18 protein-coding genes are annotated in these 15,102 nt (G+C 66.2%); 7 read left to right on the forward strand and 11 right to left on the reverse strand.

What is annotated here, in order from left to right; all coding sequences use genetic code 11:
* Positions 1-27: 27 nt before the first annotated feature.
* From MVF76_RS01085 to MVF76_RS01100, 4 genes are all read right to left on the reverse strand, one after another.
* Positions 28-687, reverse strand: a complete 660-nt coding sequence (locus MVF76_RS01085; RefSeq protein WP_297526802.1) for a flagellar brake protein — start codon at positions 685-687, stop codon at positions 28-30.
* Between the two features lie 63 nt (positions 688-750).
* Positions 751-1,083, reverse strand: a complete 333-nt coding sequence (locus MVF76_RS01090) for a hypothetical protein (RefSeq protein WP_297526804.1) — start codon at positions 1,081-1,083, stop codon at positions 751-753.
* Between the two features lie 153 nt (positions 1,084-1,236).
* Positions 1,237-2,220, reverse strand: coding sequence for a PDC sensor domain-containing protein (locus MVF76_RS01095; protein ID WP_297526806.1), 984 nt, complete (start codon positions 2,218-2,220; stop codon positions 1,237-1,239).
* Positions 2,217-3,014 (reverse strand): TatD family hydrolase, encoded by a 798-nt coding sequence (locus MVF76_RS01100; protein WP_317622909.1) that lies wholly within the window; start codon positions 3,012-3,014, stop codon positions 2,217-2,219. The genes MVF76_RS01095 and MVF76_RS01100 overlap by 4 nt, the downstream gene beginning before the upstream one ends.
* A gap of 58 nt (positions 3,015-3,072) precedes the next feature.
* On the opposite strand from MVF76_RS01100, the gene MVF76_RS01105 reads away from it, so the two are divergent.
* The 3 genes from MVF76_RS01105 to metA are packed head-to-tail and all read left to right on the forward strand — an operon-like array spanning position 3,073 to position 5,707.
* A complete protein-coding gene (locus tag MVF76_RS01105) occupies positions 3,073-3,744 on the forward strand; it encodes a hypothetical protein (protein ID WP_297526810.1) in 672 nt (223 codons plus the stop codon).
* 29 nt (positions 3,745-3,773) lie between these two features.
* The gene (locus tag MVF76_RS01110; RefSeq protein ID WP_297526812.1) at positions 3,774-4,619 is read left to right on the forward strand and encodes an ATPase; all 846 of its coding nucleotides are present in this window, start codon (positions 3,774-3,776) and stop codon (positions 4,617-4,619) included.
* A gap of 11 nt (positions 4,620-4,630) precedes the next feature.
* Entirely contained in the window at positions 4,631-5,707 is a 1,077-nt protein-coding gene (gene metA, locus MVF76_RS01115) for a homoserine O-succinyltransferase MetA (protein ID WP_297526813.1), read from the forward strand.
* Positions 5,708-5,726: 19 nt separating this feature from the next.
* Here metA and MVF76_RS01120 read toward each other — a convergent pair whose 3' ends face one another.
* Complete coding sequence (locus tag MVF76_RS01120; RefSeq protein WP_297526815.1) at positions 5,727-6,155, reverse strand: bacteriohemerythrin; 429 nt, start codon at positions 6,153-6,155, stop codon at positions 5,727-5,729.
* A gap of 128 nt (positions 6,156-6,283) precedes the next feature.
* Here MVF76_RS01120 and MVF76_RS01125 point away from each other — a divergent pair, with 128 nt between their 5' ends.
* Together MVF76_RS01125 and MVF76_RS01130 are read left to right on the forward strand one after the other, a co-directional pair.
* On the forward strand, positions 6,284-6,634 hold the full coding sequence (locus MVF76_RS01125) for a hypothetical protein (protein WP_297526817.1): 351 nt from the start codon (positions 6,284-6,286) through the stop codon (positions 6,632-6,634).
* On the forward strand, positions 6,631-6,909 hold the full coding sequence (locus MVF76_RS01130) for an MTH1187 family thiamine-binding protein (RefSeq protein ID WP_297526819.1): 279 nt from the start codon (positions 6,631-6,633) through the stop codon (positions 6,907-6,909). The genes MVF76_RS01125 and MVF76_RS01130 overlap by 4 nt, the downstream gene beginning before the upstream one ends.
* Before the next feature lie 407 nt (positions 6,910-7,316).
* On the opposite strand, the gene MVF76_RS01135 is transcribed toward MVF76_RS01130, so the two are convergent.
* Both MVF76_RS01135 and MVF76_RS01140 read right to left on the reverse strand, forming a co-directional pair.
* On the reverse strand, positions 7,317-7,754 hold the full coding sequence (locus MVF76_RS01135; protein ID WP_297526821.1) for a hypothetical protein: 438 nt from the start codon (positions 7,752-7,754) through the stop codon (positions 7,317-7,319).
* A gap of 3 nt (positions 7,755-7,757) precedes the next feature.
* The gene (locus tag MVF76_RS01140; protein ID WP_297526823.1) at positions 7,758-8,699 is read right to left on the reverse strand and encodes an HAD-IIB family hydrolase; all 942 of its coding nucleotides are present in this window, start codon (positions 8,697-8,699) and stop codon (positions 7,758-7,760) included.
* A gap of 31 nt (positions 8,700-8,730) precedes the next feature.
* Between MVF76_RS01140 and MVF76_RS01145 the strand changes: the two genes are divergently transcribed.
* Positions 8,731-9,153 carry a M67 family metallopeptidase gene (locus tag MVF76_RS01145; protein WP_297526825.1) on the forward strand — a complete coding sequence of 141 codons (423 nt, stop codon included), beginning with the start codon at positions 8,731-8,733 and terminating at the stop codon, positions 9,151-9,153.
* A gap of 318 nt (positions 9,154-9,471) precedes the next feature.
* Here the strand turns inward: MVF76_RS01145 and hslO are convergent, their stop codons facing one another.
* The 4 genes from hslO to gatC all read right to left on the reverse strand — a co-directional run bounded on the left by hslO (position 9,472) and on the right by gatC (position 13,792).
* Positions 9,472-10,350, reverse strand: coding sequence for an Hsp33 family molecular chaperone HslO (gene hslO / locus MVF76_RS01150; RefSeq protein WP_297526827.1), 879 nt, complete (start codon positions 10,348-10,350; stop codon positions 9,472-9,474).
* A gap of 25 nt (positions 10,351-10,375) precedes the next feature.
* Positions 10,376-11,812, reverse strand: a complete 1,437-nt coding sequence (gatB, locus tag MVF76_RS01155) for an Asp-tRNA(Asn)/Glu-tRNA(Gln) amidotransferase subunit GatB (protein ID WP_297526829.1) — start codon at positions 11,810-11,812, stop codon at positions 10,376-10,378.
* 94 nt (positions 11,813-11,906) lie between these two features.
* Complete coding sequence (gene gatA, locus MVF76_RS01160) at positions 11,907-13,361, reverse strand: Asp-tRNA(Asn)/Glu-tRNA(Gln) amidotransferase subunit GatA (RefSeq protein ID WP_297526831.1); 1,455 nt, start codon at positions 13,359-13,361, stop codon at positions 11,907-11,909.
* 143 nt (positions 13,362-13,504) lie between these two features.
* Entirely contained in the window at positions 13,505-13,792 is a 288-nt protein-coding gene (gene gatC, locus MVF76_RS01165; protein WP_297526833.1) for an Asp-tRNA(Asn)/Glu-tRNA(Gln) amidotransferase subunit GatC, read from the reverse strand.
* A 116-nt stretch (positions 13,793-13,908) separates the two neighbouring features.
* Here gatC and MVF76_RS01170 point away from each other — a divergent pair, with 116 nt between their 5' ends.
* Positions 13,909-14,961, forward strand: coding sequence for a rod shape-determining protein (locus MVF76_RS01170; RefSeq protein ID WP_297526835.1), 1,053 nt, complete (start codon positions 13,909-13,911; stop codon positions 14,959-14,961).
* The last annotated feature ends 141 nt before the right edge of the window (positions 14,962-15,102 follow it).

Genomic DNA, 15,102 nt, shown 5'->3' on the forward strand with positions numbered 1-15,102 from the left:
GCCGGCGGAACCGGGAAGCACCGGGCGTCAGGCGCCGCGGCGTTCGGCCACCTTGTCACCGATGTACTGTTGAATGAACACCAGCGCCCGCTTGCTGAGCCCGGTGAACTCGACACCGTGGTGATGGACGCGCTTGCCGCTGTTGGCGCTGATCTCGTCGCGCACATAGCGGATCTCGCAGGGCAGTATGACACGCTCGCTGCCCTGCCGGCCATGGTGCGGAATCTCGATCGAGAAGCGGTCACCGACGTCACCCAGCCGGCTGGTGGACACCAGTCGCGCACCGGCCAGCGAGATGTCGGCCAGCGCCACCGACAGCTTGCGACCGGCATCCTCCATCACCAGCATCATGGCCATGTCGTTGACAGGCACGCGCATGGCACGCCGGGTGCTGCTGCTCTGGACGCCTTCGGGGTAGGTCAGGTGCACATAGGGGAAGGGCTGCTCGCACACCCGTTCCACCCGGCTTTCGAAGCTGAACAGGCTGTCCCCCGACTCGAAGCGCATCTCCACGCGGTCGCCCCTCACCAGTGGCAGAAGCTGACCGTCATCTGCCGTGGGGTGGCTGACCAGCACGCTCCGGCCCTCGAGATAGCCGATCAGGGTCACCGGGAGCGACCCGCCATTCGTCTCCGGCAGCAGTTGCAGGGAAGATCCGACCATGATGTTGAGCGGTGGCTGGGCCATGGGTTTTCTCCGGCTGAACGGGTCCTTCGGGATGGCTTTCGTTGCCCCGGTTATCGGCCGCCTTCAGTCAAACTGCAGCCGGGTGCTGTATTCGTCACCTTCATCGGTGGCGTGGATGATCTTCAGGTCGGGCAGCCGGGTGCCCACATAGGTGCAGAGGATGGCGGCCGCATCCGTCCGCTCGCGCTCGAGAAAATTGATCATCTGTTCAATGGCATAGAAGGCCTTCTGGCGCACATCGGGGGACTCCACCCGGGTGCCGCCGAGCTCGAAGCCGGCATCCAGGTCGGCGTCGATCTCGTCCATCAGCCGGCGCTCGCGACCGGGCAGGGGCTGGCTGCGGTCGAATTCCAGACGCCGGCGGCCATTGACGTAGACGAGCAGCATGTTTTCCATGGGGTGAGTCTCCAGACAGGTGGATCGCATTATTACATGTTGCACCAGGGCGGATACTGCGTTCCACCCGCCATCGACATCGGGAACGGTGTTGCCCCGGATTCCGGCCCTGCGGGCCTGAATCGGGCGACAAGACCGCCTGCCGTGGCCCGATCAATCCTCGATACCGAGATCGCTCCAGAAGGGGGTTTCCCGGTCCAGAAACTCGGCGAAGGGCAGATAGTGGGAACCGTCGCAGGAGAAGTTCAGTGCCACCAGCCCGTTGAAGATATTGATGGAACCGGCACGCAGATAGATGCTCTGGTCGGCAAAGCGCAGCGCCCGGAAGCTGCGCAGGATCTCGCCGATGACCCCGGCCGGCACCACGGCACTGTCCGGATAGCGGGTACGCGGATAGGCGAAACAGACGCTGGGATCGACCAGCATGTCCAGCTCCAGCAGCCGGTAGCGGAAGGGATCGCTGACGTGCCACAGGGTGGCACGATTGCTGGAGAAGTGCAGCTTGCCGTGGAACACGCCATGCTCGACGATCAGCTCCTCCATGATCGCGAGCACGTCGTCGAGGCGACGGTCCATGGCGCTTTCCTGCCGGCACTGTTGGAAGACCTGGCCCCGGATCGCGGGATCGCCCTTGATCTGGCGCCAGTGATGCGGTTCCTCGTAGAGAGCGCGGGTCAGCGGGAGATCGCGCAGGTCGAAGTCGGCACCCACGAAGCCCAGCACCCGCCCGCCACGGCGCACCACCTGGAGGGCCGTGACCGAGGGCCGCCGGGCCCGCAGACTGAGATAGCTGTCCGACAGTTGCAGCCCGTAGATCGGCAGCACCCCCTTCATGTAGGGACGGTCGGAGCGATCACGGCCGTAGTGCTCCGGCAGCAGACCCTGGTGGCTGGCGTTGTCGCTGAGCTGCCGGCCGCGCGGATCGAGCGCATAGAGAAAGGCGCAGTAGGGCAGTTCCAGCAGCCCCGACATCAGCGTCTGGTCCAGCGCCTCGCGGTCCGGCCAGACATCGGCGCAGCGCTCGGCGATGCCCTGCAGGGGCATGCGGATCATCTCGGTCAGCGCCTCGCGCTGCTGGCGGATGCTCTCCGCCAGCGGGCTGCCCGTCGGGACCTGTTCTGTTGTCGTTCCTGTCATGGCGCCCCCGGAATCCTGTCGAGACCGAACAGCCGTTCGGCATTGGCGGTGGTGACGGCAGCGATCGCCTCCGGCGCCGCGCCCCGCAGCCGCGCCACCGCCGCACACACATGGGGCAGGAAGCGCGGTTCGTTGCGCCCTCCGGCCGGCCGGGGCCGGAGATCGCGCGGCACGAGCCAGGGCGCATCCGTCTCCAGCAGCAGGCGATCCTCCGGGATCTCCGGCACCGCTGCCTGCAGTGCCTGGCCACGGCGCTCGTCGCAGACCCAGCCTGTCACCCCCACGTGCAGCCCGCGTGCCACGTAGGCCCGCATCTGCGCCACATCGCCGGTGAAGCAGTGGGCCACGCCGGGCAACCCGGCCGCCTCGGCATCCAGCAGTTCCAGCTGGCGGGCATGGGCATCGCGCTCATGCAGGAACAGCGGCTTGCCACAATCCCGGGCCAGCCCCAACTGGGCGACGAAAGCGGCCTCCTGTTGCTCCGGCGGGCTGTAGTTGCGGTTGAAGTCCAGCCCACACTCGCCCACCGCCACCACCGCGGACTCGGCCAGCAGTCCCTCCAGCGCCCGCAGCGCCGCGGCATCGCACTCCGAGGCATGGTGGGGATGGATGCCGGCGGTCGCCCAGAGCACGCCCGGCCAGCGCGCGCAGAGTTCAAGGGCCGCCTCGGAATGTGCCACGCTGGTGCCGGTCACGATCATGCGCGTGACGCCGGCGGCCATGGCACCCTCGATCACGGCATCCGGATCGCGGGCGAAGGCACGATTGGTGAGATTGACGCCGATATCGACCAGTTGTGTCGCGCTCACGCTGGACACTTCCCGCATCGGCCCGGGCGTGCCATATTGGGGTATGCTGCGTACGCTTTCATGGCTGCTCATTATACCGGTGCTGGCCGGCGCGGCGGCAGCCGCCGACAGGCCCGACCAATCCTGGCCACCCGACGCCCCGGATACCCGCGGCGTCAACGAGGGCCGGCTGGAAATCCTCGACTGGCCCCCGCCGCCGGAGCTGTTCCGCATCGACAACCGGCTGGTGATCGACGCCGACTCGGCCCGCCATGGCTGGGTGGCCATCGAGCAGTGCCACCGGCGGCTCGACGCCGTCCCCCGTCTCGACATCCGCTACGACTACCAGACACTGCGCGGCCTGCGCATCGTCGAGGCCCAGGGCATCGGTGCCTGGCGGGTCGACGGGAACCAGGTGGAACTGGCCGACATCGAGCGCGGGGCCAGCCTGTGCGTGCGCCTGCAGGCCCGCATCCTCAGGCGCGCCGCGGACGGCCGCCTGATCCTTCGCCAGGGTCCCTTCTACCGCGGCTTTCTTGACGGTTTCTATCCCATGGCCATGACCCAGCGCATCGAGTATCCCGCCGACTGGACGCTGCTGGATGCCCGGCCGGCCACTGTCTTCCCGCCACCCCGTACGCCGGGGTCCCTCGAGGCCCGCGCCCACTTCAACGGGCGACTCAGCCTCCATCTCGAATTCATGCCGGCTGCTGAAACGGCGCCGCATCCCCGGTAACATGGCAGGATCGCTTCGAGGAGAACGGCATGAGACTGACTGCGCGGGAATTCCGCGACTGGGACAGCAAGCGCATCACCCTGCTGGGGATGTCCGGCGTGGGCAAGACCCGGCTGGCCTGCATGCTGCGGCGGCGTGACTGGTTCCACTACTCGGGCGACTACCGCATCGGCACCCGCTACCTGGACGAGCCCATACTCGACAACATCAAGGCGCAGGCGATGCAGATCCCCTTTCTGCGCGAGCTGCTGCGCTCGGACTCCATCCACATCATCAACAACATCACGGTGGACAACCTGGCACCGGTGTCCAGCTTCCTCGGCAAACTCGGCAATCCCGAGCTGGGCGGGCTGGGGCTGGCCGAATTCAAGCGTCGCCAGGCCCTGCACCGCGACGCCGAGATCCGCGCCATGCGCGACGTGCCTGCCTTTATCGACAAGGCGCAGTCGATATACGGCTACCGCCACTTCATCAACGATGCCGGCGGCAGTGTCTGCGAACTGGACGATCCGGAGACGCTGGACACCCTCGCCGAACATACGCTGATCGTCTATATAAAGGCCAGCCATGAAGACGAACAGGAACTGATCCGCCGTGCCGAGAGCGACCCCAAGCCGCTCTACTATCGCGAGGACTTCCTCGACCGCCAGCTCGCCGAGTACATGGCTGCGGAAGCACTGGACTATGTCGCCCAGATCGACCCCGATGCCTTCGTGCGCTGGATCTTCCCGCGCCTCTTCTACGAGCGCATCCCGCGCTACGAGCGCATTGCCGCCGACCACGGCTATACCGTCAGCACCGAGGAACTGTGGGCGGTGGAGGACGAGGCCGGCTTCCTGCAACTGATCGAACGGGCGCTGGAACGCCAGCGCTGAGGACCCCTGCCGTGCCTCTGGTTGCCAATACCGCCTTGCCCACTTTCGAACGCCTGCGACAGGAGGGCGAGACTGTCATCCCCCGCGACTTCGCCCTGCAGCAGGAGATCCGCGAACTGCACATCGGGCTGCTGAACATGATGCCCGACGCCGCGCTGGCCGCGACCGAGCGCCAGTTCTTCCGCCTGGTCGGCGAATCCAACCAGATCGCCCAGTTCTACATGCATCCCTTCTCGCTGCCGCAGCTCGAGCGCGGCCCGGAGGCACAGGCTCACATCGACCGCTACTACGAACGCTTCGAGGACCTCAAGCAGCAGGGGCTGGATGCCCTCATCATCACCGGCGCCAATGTGGTCGGCCCGGAGCTGTCCACACAGCCCTTCTGGGAACCGCTGATCGAGGTCATCGACTGGGCCTGGGACAATGTCACCTCGACACTTTGCTCATGCCTTGCCACCCACGCAGTGATGGAGTTCCGCTACGGGCAGAAGCGCCGCCCGCTCGGCTTCAAGCGCTGGGGCGTCTATCCGCATCGCGTAACGGATCGCAAGCACCCGCTGGTGGCGGGCGTGAACACCCGCTTCGATGTGCCGCACTCGCGCTTCAACCAGATCGACCGCGCCCAGTTCGAGGCCGCCGGCCTGCACGTGCTGGCCGAGAGCGACACCGCAGGCGTGCATCTCGCCGTCTCCGAGGATCTGTTCCGCATCGTCTTCTTCCAGGGTCACCCGGAATACGACATCATCAGCCTGCTCAAGGAATACAAGCGCGAGGTGCTGCGCTTCGCGGCCGGTCAACGGCCGGACTACCCGCCCTTTCCCGAACACTACTTCAGTCTGCAGTCGCAGGCCATTCTGGAGGAGCATCGCGACCGGGTGATCGCCGCGCTGGACCATGGCACGCCCCTGCCGGAGCTGCCGGAGCGCCTGATCGCGCAGCGACTGGACAACACCTGGCATGACACCGCCGAGGCCGTCATCAACAACTGGATCGGCAAGGTCTACCAGATCACCAACATCGACCGCCGGCTGCCGTTCCAGGACGGCGTCGACCCCGATGATCCGCTGGGGCTGCGGCGCAGGCCGTAGGGCCTGCATCCCTCACGCCTCACTCCAAACCCTCCCGCTCCGCCAGATAGGCCGCCGTGACCCGATCCATGGTCGCGACATGGTCGAACATCCACCGCGGCAGCATCTCGCAGAAGTAGCGTCGGAGGGTGTCGTAATCCCGGAAGCGCAGCCAGGCCTCGGCCACCGCGCGCGCTTCGGCCAGCACCCGGTCATGTTCGGCCTTGTGCACGGCATAGGGCGGAAAGGCGGCCGCTTCCATGCGCGCCTCCTCGCCGCGGAAGTGGGCCTGCAGATGGTCGAGCAGCGCGCCGAGCAGCGGGTCGAGCGCATCCCGGGACTCGTGGCCGTGGTCGCAGGCCTCCAGGGTGGCGATGAATTCACGCAGCAGGCGCATCTCCTCCTGGTGTACGGCATTCATCTCCGCCAGCGCCACCTCGGGCAGATCGGCAATCCGGTTGCAGTCCATCGGCAGCTCCCCCGTCGAACCTTCCCGCAGGGTAGCCGGCGGGCCGCAGCGCATGCCTTGACCTGAATCAGGGCACCCCTTGAGCCGGATCACACACGCCCTCATCATGGCGGCGGAGGAGGACCGCCATGAAATTCCATCAGTTGCCGCTCGGGGCCCTGTTCGAATACCAGGGGATCCGCTATGCCAAGACCGGCCCGCTGCTGGCAACCGACCAGGCCAGCGGCCGCCAGCGCTGCCTGCCGCGCGCCGCCCGGGTGACACCGCTGGACGACACACCCGAGACACCACCCGAGGCCGCGGTCGCCGTCGACGCAGCCGCTGCCGCGGAACGATTCCATCATGTCGCCCTGGGCCTGATCGACGGCCTGGCCGAGGACCAGGGCGAGGCAGTGCGCCAGCAGGCGCGGGAAAGGCTGAACGCCGCCTACGAGACACTGCGCCAGGCCCTGCACGGCAAAGACGGAGAAAACGCATGAGAGCAACCGCGGAACTGCAGGTGATTCCCATCGGACAGGGCGTATCGGTGCGTCGCGAGATCCGGCGGGTGCTGGACCTGCTGGCCGAGCACGACCTGACGCTGGAAACCCATGCCTCCGGCACCAACCTGGAGGGCGACCTGGAGGTGATCCTGGCTGCCGTGCGCCAGGTGCACGAGGTGCTGCATGCCGAGGGCACGGTCAGGCTGGTGAGCTACCTGAAACTGGAAACCCGCACCGACAAGGTGCCGACGCTGGCCGGCAAGCGGCTTTAAGCCGCACAGTGCACCGGGCCGGCACCCACGACCGGAAGCGCACGTGCGGAAACGAGAAAGGACGTTTCCCCGGATTCCGGCCCTGCGGGCCTGCATCCGGGCTACACCATACCGCCGGCGTCGGCGGCGCTGACTTTCTTAAGAGTCTCATAATTGTCTGAAAGCGTTCTGTCTGATCGTGGCCGACTGGGTAGGATGGGCAAAGGCCCGAAGGGCCGTGCCCATCATGACGGTCACGGGATGCTGATGGGCACGTCGCTGCGATCCTTTGCCCATCCTACAAATTCACAGGACTTCCATGTTCAGACAATTGTGAGACGACTGACAAAGTCTGTTTTGCCCGGTGCCCTCGGCGCCTCGGCAGGCTCCGTGTTACACCCGCCGCCCCCGGAAGCCGGGCCTGCTGCTCAACCGAACCAGGGCATGCCCTCCGGCTTCTCCGCGGCTGCCTGATCGCGCTGCGCCTTGAGGATCTCGGGCACATGGCGCTCCAGCCCGGCGCGGAAGTCGGCCACGAACTGTTCCATGGACGCCACGAAGTCGGCGTCGTGCTCGGCCCGGTTGATGGTGAGGTGCACCACCACCCGGCCGCCGCCGATGTCGTCCGCGGTGACCGTCCACTGCAGGGCATTGGGACAGCCCGGCAGGGTGAAGCGCACGCCGTCGCGGATCATCTCCCGGTGCACCCGGAATTCACCCCAGACACAGTAGATGGAACCCCGGTCGCCGTCGTGCTCGAGCACCCTGTCCACCGAGGCACACCACTCGGGCAGGGTGTCGATGCGCACGAACTGCTGCAGGCCATTGACGGAAAAGGGCACGCGGGCGTGGGCGAAGAATTCCATGACTCAGCTCCCGGAGGTTTGCAGATGGGCCAGATGGCGACGCACGGCCTCCGCCATCCGGGGATGATAATGCACCAGTCCCTCGATGATGCCTGCGGCATAGTTCCCGTTCAAATCATCCGACAGGCCCCGGGCCGGGTACAGCCGGTCGTCATGGCCCGCCTCGTGCGCTGCCCATTCGGCCGCCTCGCGCACCGCGTCGCTGGCATTGGCCACCAGCACGGCGGGGATTTCGCTGGCCAGCACGGGCAGGTCGTTGCCGCTGTCGCCGGCGAACAGCAGCTGTTCCGGCCCCAGACCCAGCTCGCGCATCAGGAAGCGGATGGCCCCGAGCTTGTCCGCGTCCGGCGGCAGCACGTCGACCAGGCCGATGGGCCGGGTTTCGTCGACGCTCCAGACCAGGCTCGCCCTCAACCCCTGCTCGCCCAGGCGACGCTGCATCCTTGCCAGCAGCGCGGCGTGGTCCGTGTCGGCGGGCGCATGGAAGCTCAGCTTGTAGCGCCCCTGGTGTTCCGGCGCCTGCGGCGCGAGCTCCTCGAAGTCGTCGAACAGCGGCGCCAGATCGGCCGCGGTGCGCCTGCCCCAGGCCCGGCCGATGTGGGTCCACCAGGGTTCCCACACCTGCCATTCGCCCGCCTGCGGTCGATGGATGGTGGTGCCGACGTCGGCCACGGCATAGTCGGGCAGGGGCAGGTCCCATTCCCTGATGGCCGCCTCGATGAGTGACCGGTTGCGGCCGGAGACGTAGGCCAGCAGCAGTGGCTCGTGCTCGACCAGGTGATGGAACAAGGGGCGCGCCAGCGGCGACTCGGGCGCCGGGCCGTTGGGCAGCAGGGTGCGGTCGAGGTCGGTGCAGAGCAGGATGCGTTCGTCGGTGGCCATGGCTCGGGCGCGGGGCGTCTCGCTGGTCTCGAACGGGAAGCAGCGGGTATCATACCGCGGCACCAGCCGCCATTGCCGCAACCAAGGTCCCGTCGTGACACAAGCCGTCCTGCTGCCCCGCCCCCTGGTCAACCAGCTGCTCACCGAGGCGCAGCGCAACGCCGAGATCGAGGTCTGCGGCCTGATCGGCGCGCGCGATGGGCGACCGGAACGCTTCTACCCCGTGGCCAACGTGGCCGAACGCCCTGGCGAGCTCTTCCGCATGGACCCCGCCGGCCAGATCGACGCCATGCGCCGCATGCGTGAGGCGGGCGAGACCCTGTTCGCCGTCTACCACTCCCACCCCCATGCCCCGGCCCGGCCCTCGGCACGCGACCTGGAGGAAGCCGCTTATCCGGAGGCGCTCTACCTCATCGCCTCGCTCGACACCAAGGGCGTGCTGGAACTGCGCGGCTACCGCCTGGCCGACGGCGAGGCGGCGGAGGTGCCGCTGGAACTGGAAGAAATGGCAGATTGAGGCGGGGCTACAGTTTGCGGGGCGACGGGAACATGGAGGACACGGAGAACTCACCCGGTCGTTGCAAAAATCCGCAGGATGGGCAAAGACTTGAAAGGCCGTGCCCATCAAACTGCCGCTCAATCATGATGGGCACGTCGCTGCGCTCCTTTACCCATCCTACAAATTCACAGGACTTCCATGTTCAGACAATTGTGAGACAACTAATACAAGTTGCAAGTAGCCATCACGACCGCGTGGAGAACATCAGGGGATGGGGCTTCGCATGACAGCCCCACCAACTTGTACCTTGTATCTTGAATCCTGTATCTGCGACGCTCAGTGCCGCGTCGGCGGCACGTCCGGCTGATCGGCCGAGGCGAACAGGCGCTCGGCATCGACGGCGTCGAAGTGATAGCGCTGGTTGCAGAATTCGCAGGTGACCTCGACCCCGCCCTGTTCCTCGAGAATGGACTGCACCTCGTCGTAGCCCAGACCGCGCAGCATGTGCTCGATGCGTTCGCGCGAGCAACTGCAGCGGAAACTGACCGGCTCGGACTCGAAGAAACGCACATCCTCTTCGTGGAACAGCCGATGCAGGATCTCCCGGTGCCCCAGCCTGAGCAGTTCCGGATCGGTGATGGTGTCGGCCAGCTGCACGGTGCGCGGCCAGACGTCCGGATCCTCGTCGGTACCCGGCAGGCGCTGCAGCAACATGCCCGCCGCGCGCTCGGGACCGGCGGCCAGCCACAGCCGGGTATCGAGCTGCTCTGACTGAGAGAAATAGGCCGCCAGTGCCGCCGACAGGTCGGGCTCTCCCTCCAGCGCCACGATGCCCTGGTAACGATCCATGCCCTGCCCCGGATCGATGGTGATGGCCAGCCTCGCATTGCCGGTCAGCTCGCCGAGACCGCCCGCTTCCGGCAGCGGCTCGTGCCAGTGCGCCAGACCGCGCACCGTGCGCCTCGAGGTCGCCTGCACCACCAGCATGCTCAGCGCCCCCTCCCCGGTCAGCTGCAGGGTCAGCGAGCCATCAAACTTGATGATGGTGGACAGCAGCACGGCCGCGACCATCGCCTCCCCCAGCAGCTCGCGAACACGCGGCGGATAGGCGTGCCGTTCCAGCACCGCCCGCCAGGTGGCATCCAGATGCACCAGCTCGCCCCGGACCCGGGTGTGTTCGAACAGGAAGCGGTTGAGGGTGTCGCCGTCGGTCATGGTTTATGAGTGAGGCGCCGGCACTTCACCCCTCACTCAACAACTTCCTCAGCAGCTTGTTGACCGCCCCCGGATTGGCCTTGCCGCCGGAGGCCTTCATCACCTGACCGACAAAGAAGCCGAGCAGCTTTTCCTGGCCGGCGCGGTACTGTTCGACCTGCTTCGGGTTGGCGGCCATGATGTCGCGGATCATGGCCTCGATGGCTGCGGGATCGGTAATCTGCTTCAGGCCCTGCTTCTCGATCACCTCGTCGGCACTGCCCTCGCCCTCCCACATGGCCTCGAACACCTGCTTGGCGAGCTTGCCGGAGATGGTGTTGTCGAGGATGCGCGCCAGCAGGCCGGACAATGCCTCTGCGGAAATGGGCGATTCGGTGATGTCGAGGGTGGCCTTGTTGAGGGCGCCCGAGAGTTCGCCCATGACCCAGTTGGCGGACAGCTTGGCATCGCCGACGGCGGCGGCGACGGCCTCGTAGTAGTCCGCCATGTCGCGGGTCGCCGTGAGCACGCCGGCATCGTAGGCCGACAAGCCGTACTGATCCATGAAACGCGCCTTCTTTGCATCCGGCAATTCCGGAAGTTCCCTGCGCACGCTCTCGATGAAGGCCTCGTCGATTTCCACCGGCAGCAGGTCCGGATCGGGAAAGTAGCGATAGTCGTTGGCCTCTTCCTTGGTGCGCATGGGCCGCGTCTCGTCGCGGGCCGCGTCGTACAGCCGGGTTTCCTGCACCACCGCGCCACCGGATTCCAGCACATCGATCTGGCGCTCGATCTCGTGGTTGATGGCCCGTTCCACGAAGCGGAAGGAATTGATGTTCTTGATCTCGGTTCGGGTGCCGAAACGATGCTCGCCCTTGCGGCGGATGGAGACATTGGCGTCGCAGCGGAAGGAACCCTCCTGCATGTTGCCGTCGCAGATCTCCAGGTAGCGCACCAGCATGTGCAGCTTCTTCATGTAGGCCACAGCCTCCTTCGCCGAACGCAGGTCCGGCTCGGAAACGATTTCCAGCAACGGCGTACCGGCGCGGTTGAGATCGATGCCGCTCATGCCGTGGAAGTCCTCGTGCAGGGACTTGCCGGCATCCTCTTCGAGATGGGCGCGGGTAATACCGATGCGCTTGCTGCTGCCATCGTCGAGCTCGACGTCGAGCCAGCCGTCGTACACGATGGGCAGCTCGTACTGGCTGATCTGGTAGCCCTTGGGGAGATCGGGATAGAAATAGTTCTTGCGGGCGAACACCGAGCGCGTCGCAACCGTGCTGTGGGTGGCCAGACCGAACTTCGCGGCCATGCGCACCACCTCCTCGTTCAGCACCGGCAACACACCCGGCAGCCCCAGGTCCACCGCGCAGGCCTGGGTGTTCGGCGGCGCGCCGTAGGCCGTGGCGGCACCGGAGAAGATCTTGCTTCGGGTGGCCAGCTGGGCGTGGATCTCAAGCCCGATTACCGCTTCCCATTCCATGATTTGAACCTCAGGTACAAGATACAGGTTGCAAGATACAAGTCACCGGGGAAGCTCCATCCTTCTCTCAGCCTGGACCCGTATCTTGCATCTATCATTCAAAGCCCTTTGGCGCTTGTGTGTGCCAGTCCGTTGCCTGCTGGAATCGGTGCGCCACGTTGAGCAGCCGGGCTTCGTCAAAGTAGTTGCCGATCAACTGCAGACCAACAGGCATGTCCGCGGCAAAACCCGCGGGTATGGACATGCCGGGCAAGCCGGCGAGATTGACGGCAATGGTGTAGATGTCCGACAGGTACATGGTGACCGGGTCGTCGGCCTTCTCGCCGAGGCGGAAGGCGATGCTGGGCGAGGTGGGACCTGCAATCAGGTCGACATCTTCGAATGCCTTGCGGAAGTCGTCCGCGATCAGGCGCCGCACCTGCTGAGCCTTGAGATAATAGGCATCGTAGTAGCCGGCGGACAGGGCATAGGTGCCGACCATGATGCGCCGCTTGACCTCGGCGCCGAAGGCCTCGCCGCGCGAGCGCTTGTACAGGTCTTCCAGATCGCGCGGGTTATCGCAACGGTAGCCGAAGCGCACGCCATCGTAGCGCGAGAGGTTGGAGGAGCACTCCGCCGGCGCCACCACGTAGTAGGCCGGAACGGCCAGCGCGGTATTGGGCAGGGTGATCTCCACCGGCTGTGCACCCTGTCGCTTGAGCACCTCGATCGCGGCCTCGATCACGGCAGCGACCTCGGCATCCAGCCCTTCGCCGAAGTACTCCTTCGGCAGGCCGATGCGCAGGCCGTCCAGCGGACGATCCAGCGCCGCCACATAGTCGTCCACGGGCCGGTCGACGCTGGTGGAATCGCGCGGATCGAAGCCGGCCATGGCGCCCAGCATCAGGGCGGCGTCCTCGGCGCTGCGGGTCATGGGACCGCCCTGGTCGAGACTGGAGGCGAAGGCGATCATGCCGTAGCGCGACACCCGGCCGTAGGTCGGCTTGATGCCGGTGATGCCGCACAGGGAGGCCGGCTGGCGAATGGAGCCGCCGGTGTCGGTGCCGGTGGCGGCGGGTGCAAGCCGCGCGGCGACGGCGGCGGCAGAGCCGCCCGAGGAACCGCCCGGCACCCTTTCGGTGTCCCAGGGATTGCACACCGGGCCGTAAAAACTGGTTTCGTTGGACGAGCCCATGGCGAACTCGTCCATGTTGGTCTTGCCCAGCATCACCGCGCCCGCCTCGGCCAGGCGCCGGGTGACGGTGGCATCGTAGGGCGCAATGAAATTGTCCAGCATGCGTGAACCGCAGCTGGTCCTTACCCCGTCGGTGCAAAAGATGTCCTTGTGGGCGAAGGGGATGCCGGTCAGCGGACCGGCATCGCCGGCGGCGATGCGGGCATCTGCGGCCTGCGCCTGTGCGATGGCCTGCTCGGCAGTGACGGTGATGAAACTGTTGAGGCCCGGGTCCAGCCGCTCGATGCGGTCCAGGAAGTGGCGCGTCAGTTCCTCGGCGGAGAACTCGCGGGCCTTCAGGCCGGCCGCCAGTTCGGCGATGCTCTTGTCATGCATGGGTATCCATCCAGTTACAAGTTGCAAGATACAAGATACAGGTTACAAGCAACCGGTCGGGTCCACAGCGGCAAATGCAGGGGTTGCCCCCCGCCACTTGCGACCCGATAACTTGCAACTTGTAACTTGCAACTTGCCTCTGTTCATTCAATGACCTTGGGCACCAGGTAGAGGCCGCTCTCCACCGCCGGGGCGATGGCCTGGAAGCGCTCGCGCTGGTCGGTTTCGGTGACCTCGTCGGGGCGCATGCGCTGGGCCATGTCCAGGGGATGCGCCATGGGCGTGACGCCCTCGGTATCGACCGCATCCAGCTGCTCGACGAAGGCCAGGATGGCGGACAGGTTGCGGGCGTATTCGGGCACGTCGGCAGGGCCGATGGCCAGCCGCGCCAGGTGGGCGATCTTCTCGACTTCGGAAGGCTCCAGGGCCATGGGGAATTCCTCGGGGACGGGCTTCGCAAAGCGGGAAAATTAACACATCCGTCGCCTTGCCCAAACCCCCACCCGTTGTTACATTACGCCGAACTTCACGGAGGTTGCACCCTTCCATGCTCGGATTCAAACGCTTACTGGGCCTCTTCTCCGAAGACCTCTCCATCGACCTCGGCACCGCCAACACCCTGATCTACGTGCGTGGCAAGGGCATCGTGCTCGACGAACCGTCGGTGGTGGCCATCCGCCAGGATCGGGGACCGGGCAGCCCCAAAAGCATCGCCGCGGTGGGCCTGGAAGCCAAGCGCATGCTCGGCCGCACGCCGGGCAACATCACCGCCATCCGGCCGCTGAAGGACGGGGTGATCGCCGACTTTACCGTCACCGAGAAGATGCTCCAGCACTTCATCCACAAGGTACACGAGGGCCGCTTCATCCGGCCGAGCCCGCGGGTGCTGATCTGCGTGCCCTGTGGCTCCACCCAGGTGGAACGGCGCGCCATCAAGGAGTCCGCGGCCGGGGCCGGGGCCCGCGAGGTCTACCTGATCGAGGAGCCCATGGCGGCCGCCATCGGCGCTGGCATGCCGGTCGACGAAGCGCGTGGCTCGATGGTGCTGGACATCGGCGGCGGCACCTCCGAGGTGGCGGTCATCTCCCTGAACGGCATCGTCTATTCCGCTTCGGTACGCATCGGCGGCGACAAGTTCGACGAGGCCATCGTCAACTACGTTCGACGCAACTACGGCACCCTGATCGGCGAGGCCACCGCCGAGCGCATCAAGCACGAGATCGGCTCCGCCTATCCCGGCAACGAAGTGCAGGAGATCGAGGTCAAGGGCCGCAACCTGGCGCAGGGCATCCCGCGCAGCTTCACCCTCAACAGCAACGAGATCCTGGAGGCGTTGCAAGAGCCGCTGGCCGGCATCGTCGGCGCGGTCAAGACTGCCCTGGAGCAGACGCCGCCCGAGCTGGGCGCGGACGTGGCCGAACGCGGCATCGTGCTCACCGGCGGCGGCGCCCTGCTCAAGGATCTGGACCGGCTGCTGATGGAGGAAACCGGCCTGCCGGTGGTGGTGGCGGACGACCCCCTCACCTGCGTCGCCCGCGGCGGCGGCCGCGCCCTGGAGATGATGGACGAGCGCGGCGGCGAGGTGTTTTCCGTCGACTGAATCCCCCGCCCCGCTGCCCCATCTCTACCCCCTATAATGGGGCGCATGTCCATACCGACCTGGCGAGGCCCATCATCCGACGACGCCCGAACAGCCCTGCCCGGCCCCGTGCCGGAGTCCTGACATGAGCAAGCTGCTCTT

It is taken from the genome of Thiohalobacter sp., assembly GCF_027000115.1.
Taxonomy (GTDB): domain Bacteria; phylum Pseudomonadota; class Gammaproteobacteria; order Thiohalobacterales; family Thiohalobacteraceae; genus JALTON01.

Excerpts from the sequence above, each read along its gene's own strand:
- MVF76_RS01085 (WP_297526802.1), bottom strand. The coding sequence starts at position 687 with ATGGCCCAGCCACCGCTCAACATCATGGTCGGATCTTCCCTGCAACTG.
- MVF76_RS01090 (WP_297526804.1), bottom strand. The coding sequence starts at position 1,083 with ATGGAAAACATGCTGCTCGTCTACGTCAATGGCCGCCGGCGTCTGGAA.
- MVF76_RS01095 (WP_297526806.1), bottom strand. The coding sequence starts at position 2,220 with ATGACAGGAACGACAACAGAACAGGTCCCGACGGGCAGCCCGCTGGCG.
- MVF76_RS01105 (WP_297526810.1), top strand. The coding sequence starts at position 3,073 with ATGCTGCGTACGCTTTCATGGCTGCTCATTATACCGGTGCTGGCCGGC.
- MVF76_RS01110 (WP_297526812.1), top strand. The coding sequence starts at position 3,774 with ATGAGACTGACTGCGCGGGAATTCCGCGACTGGGACAGCAAGCGCATC.
- MVF76_RS01120 (WP_297526815.1), bottom strand. The coding sequence starts at position 6,155 with ATGGACTGCAACCGGATTGCCGATCTGCCCGAGGTGGCGCTGGCGGAG.
- MVF76_RS01125 (WP_297526817.1), top strand. The coding sequence starts at position 6,284 with ATGAAATTCCATCAGTTGCCGCTCGGGGCCCTGTTCGAATACCAGGGG.
- MVF76_RS01130 (WP_297526819.1), top strand. The coding sequence starts at position 6,631 with ATGAGAGCAACCGCGGAACTGCAGGTGATTCCCATCGGACAGGGCGTA.
- MVF76_RS01135 (WP_297526821.1), bottom strand. The coding sequence starts at position 7,754 with ATGGAATTCTTCGCCCACGCCCGCGTGCCCTTTTCCGTCAATGGCCTG.
- hslO (WP_297526827.1), bottom strand. The coding sequence starts at position 10,350 with ATGACCGACGGCGACACCCTCAACCGCTTCCTGTTCGAACACACCCGG.
- gatB (WP_297526829.1), bottom strand. The coding sequence starts at position 11,812 with ATGGAATGGGAAGCGGTAATCGGGCTTGAGATCCACGCCCAGCTGGCC.
- gatA (WP_297526831.1), bottom strand. The coding sequence starts at position 13,361 with ATGCATGACAAGAGCATCGCCGAACTGGCGGCCGGCCTGAAGGCCCGC.
- gatC (WP_297526833.1), bottom strand. The coding sequence starts at position 13,792 with ATGGCCCTGGAGCCTTCCGAAGTCGAGAAGATCGCCCACCTGGCGCGG.
- MVF76_RS01170 (WP_297526835.1), top strand. The coding sequence starts at position 13,909 with ATGCTCGGATTCAAACGCTTACTGGGCCTCTTCTCCGAAGACCTCTCC.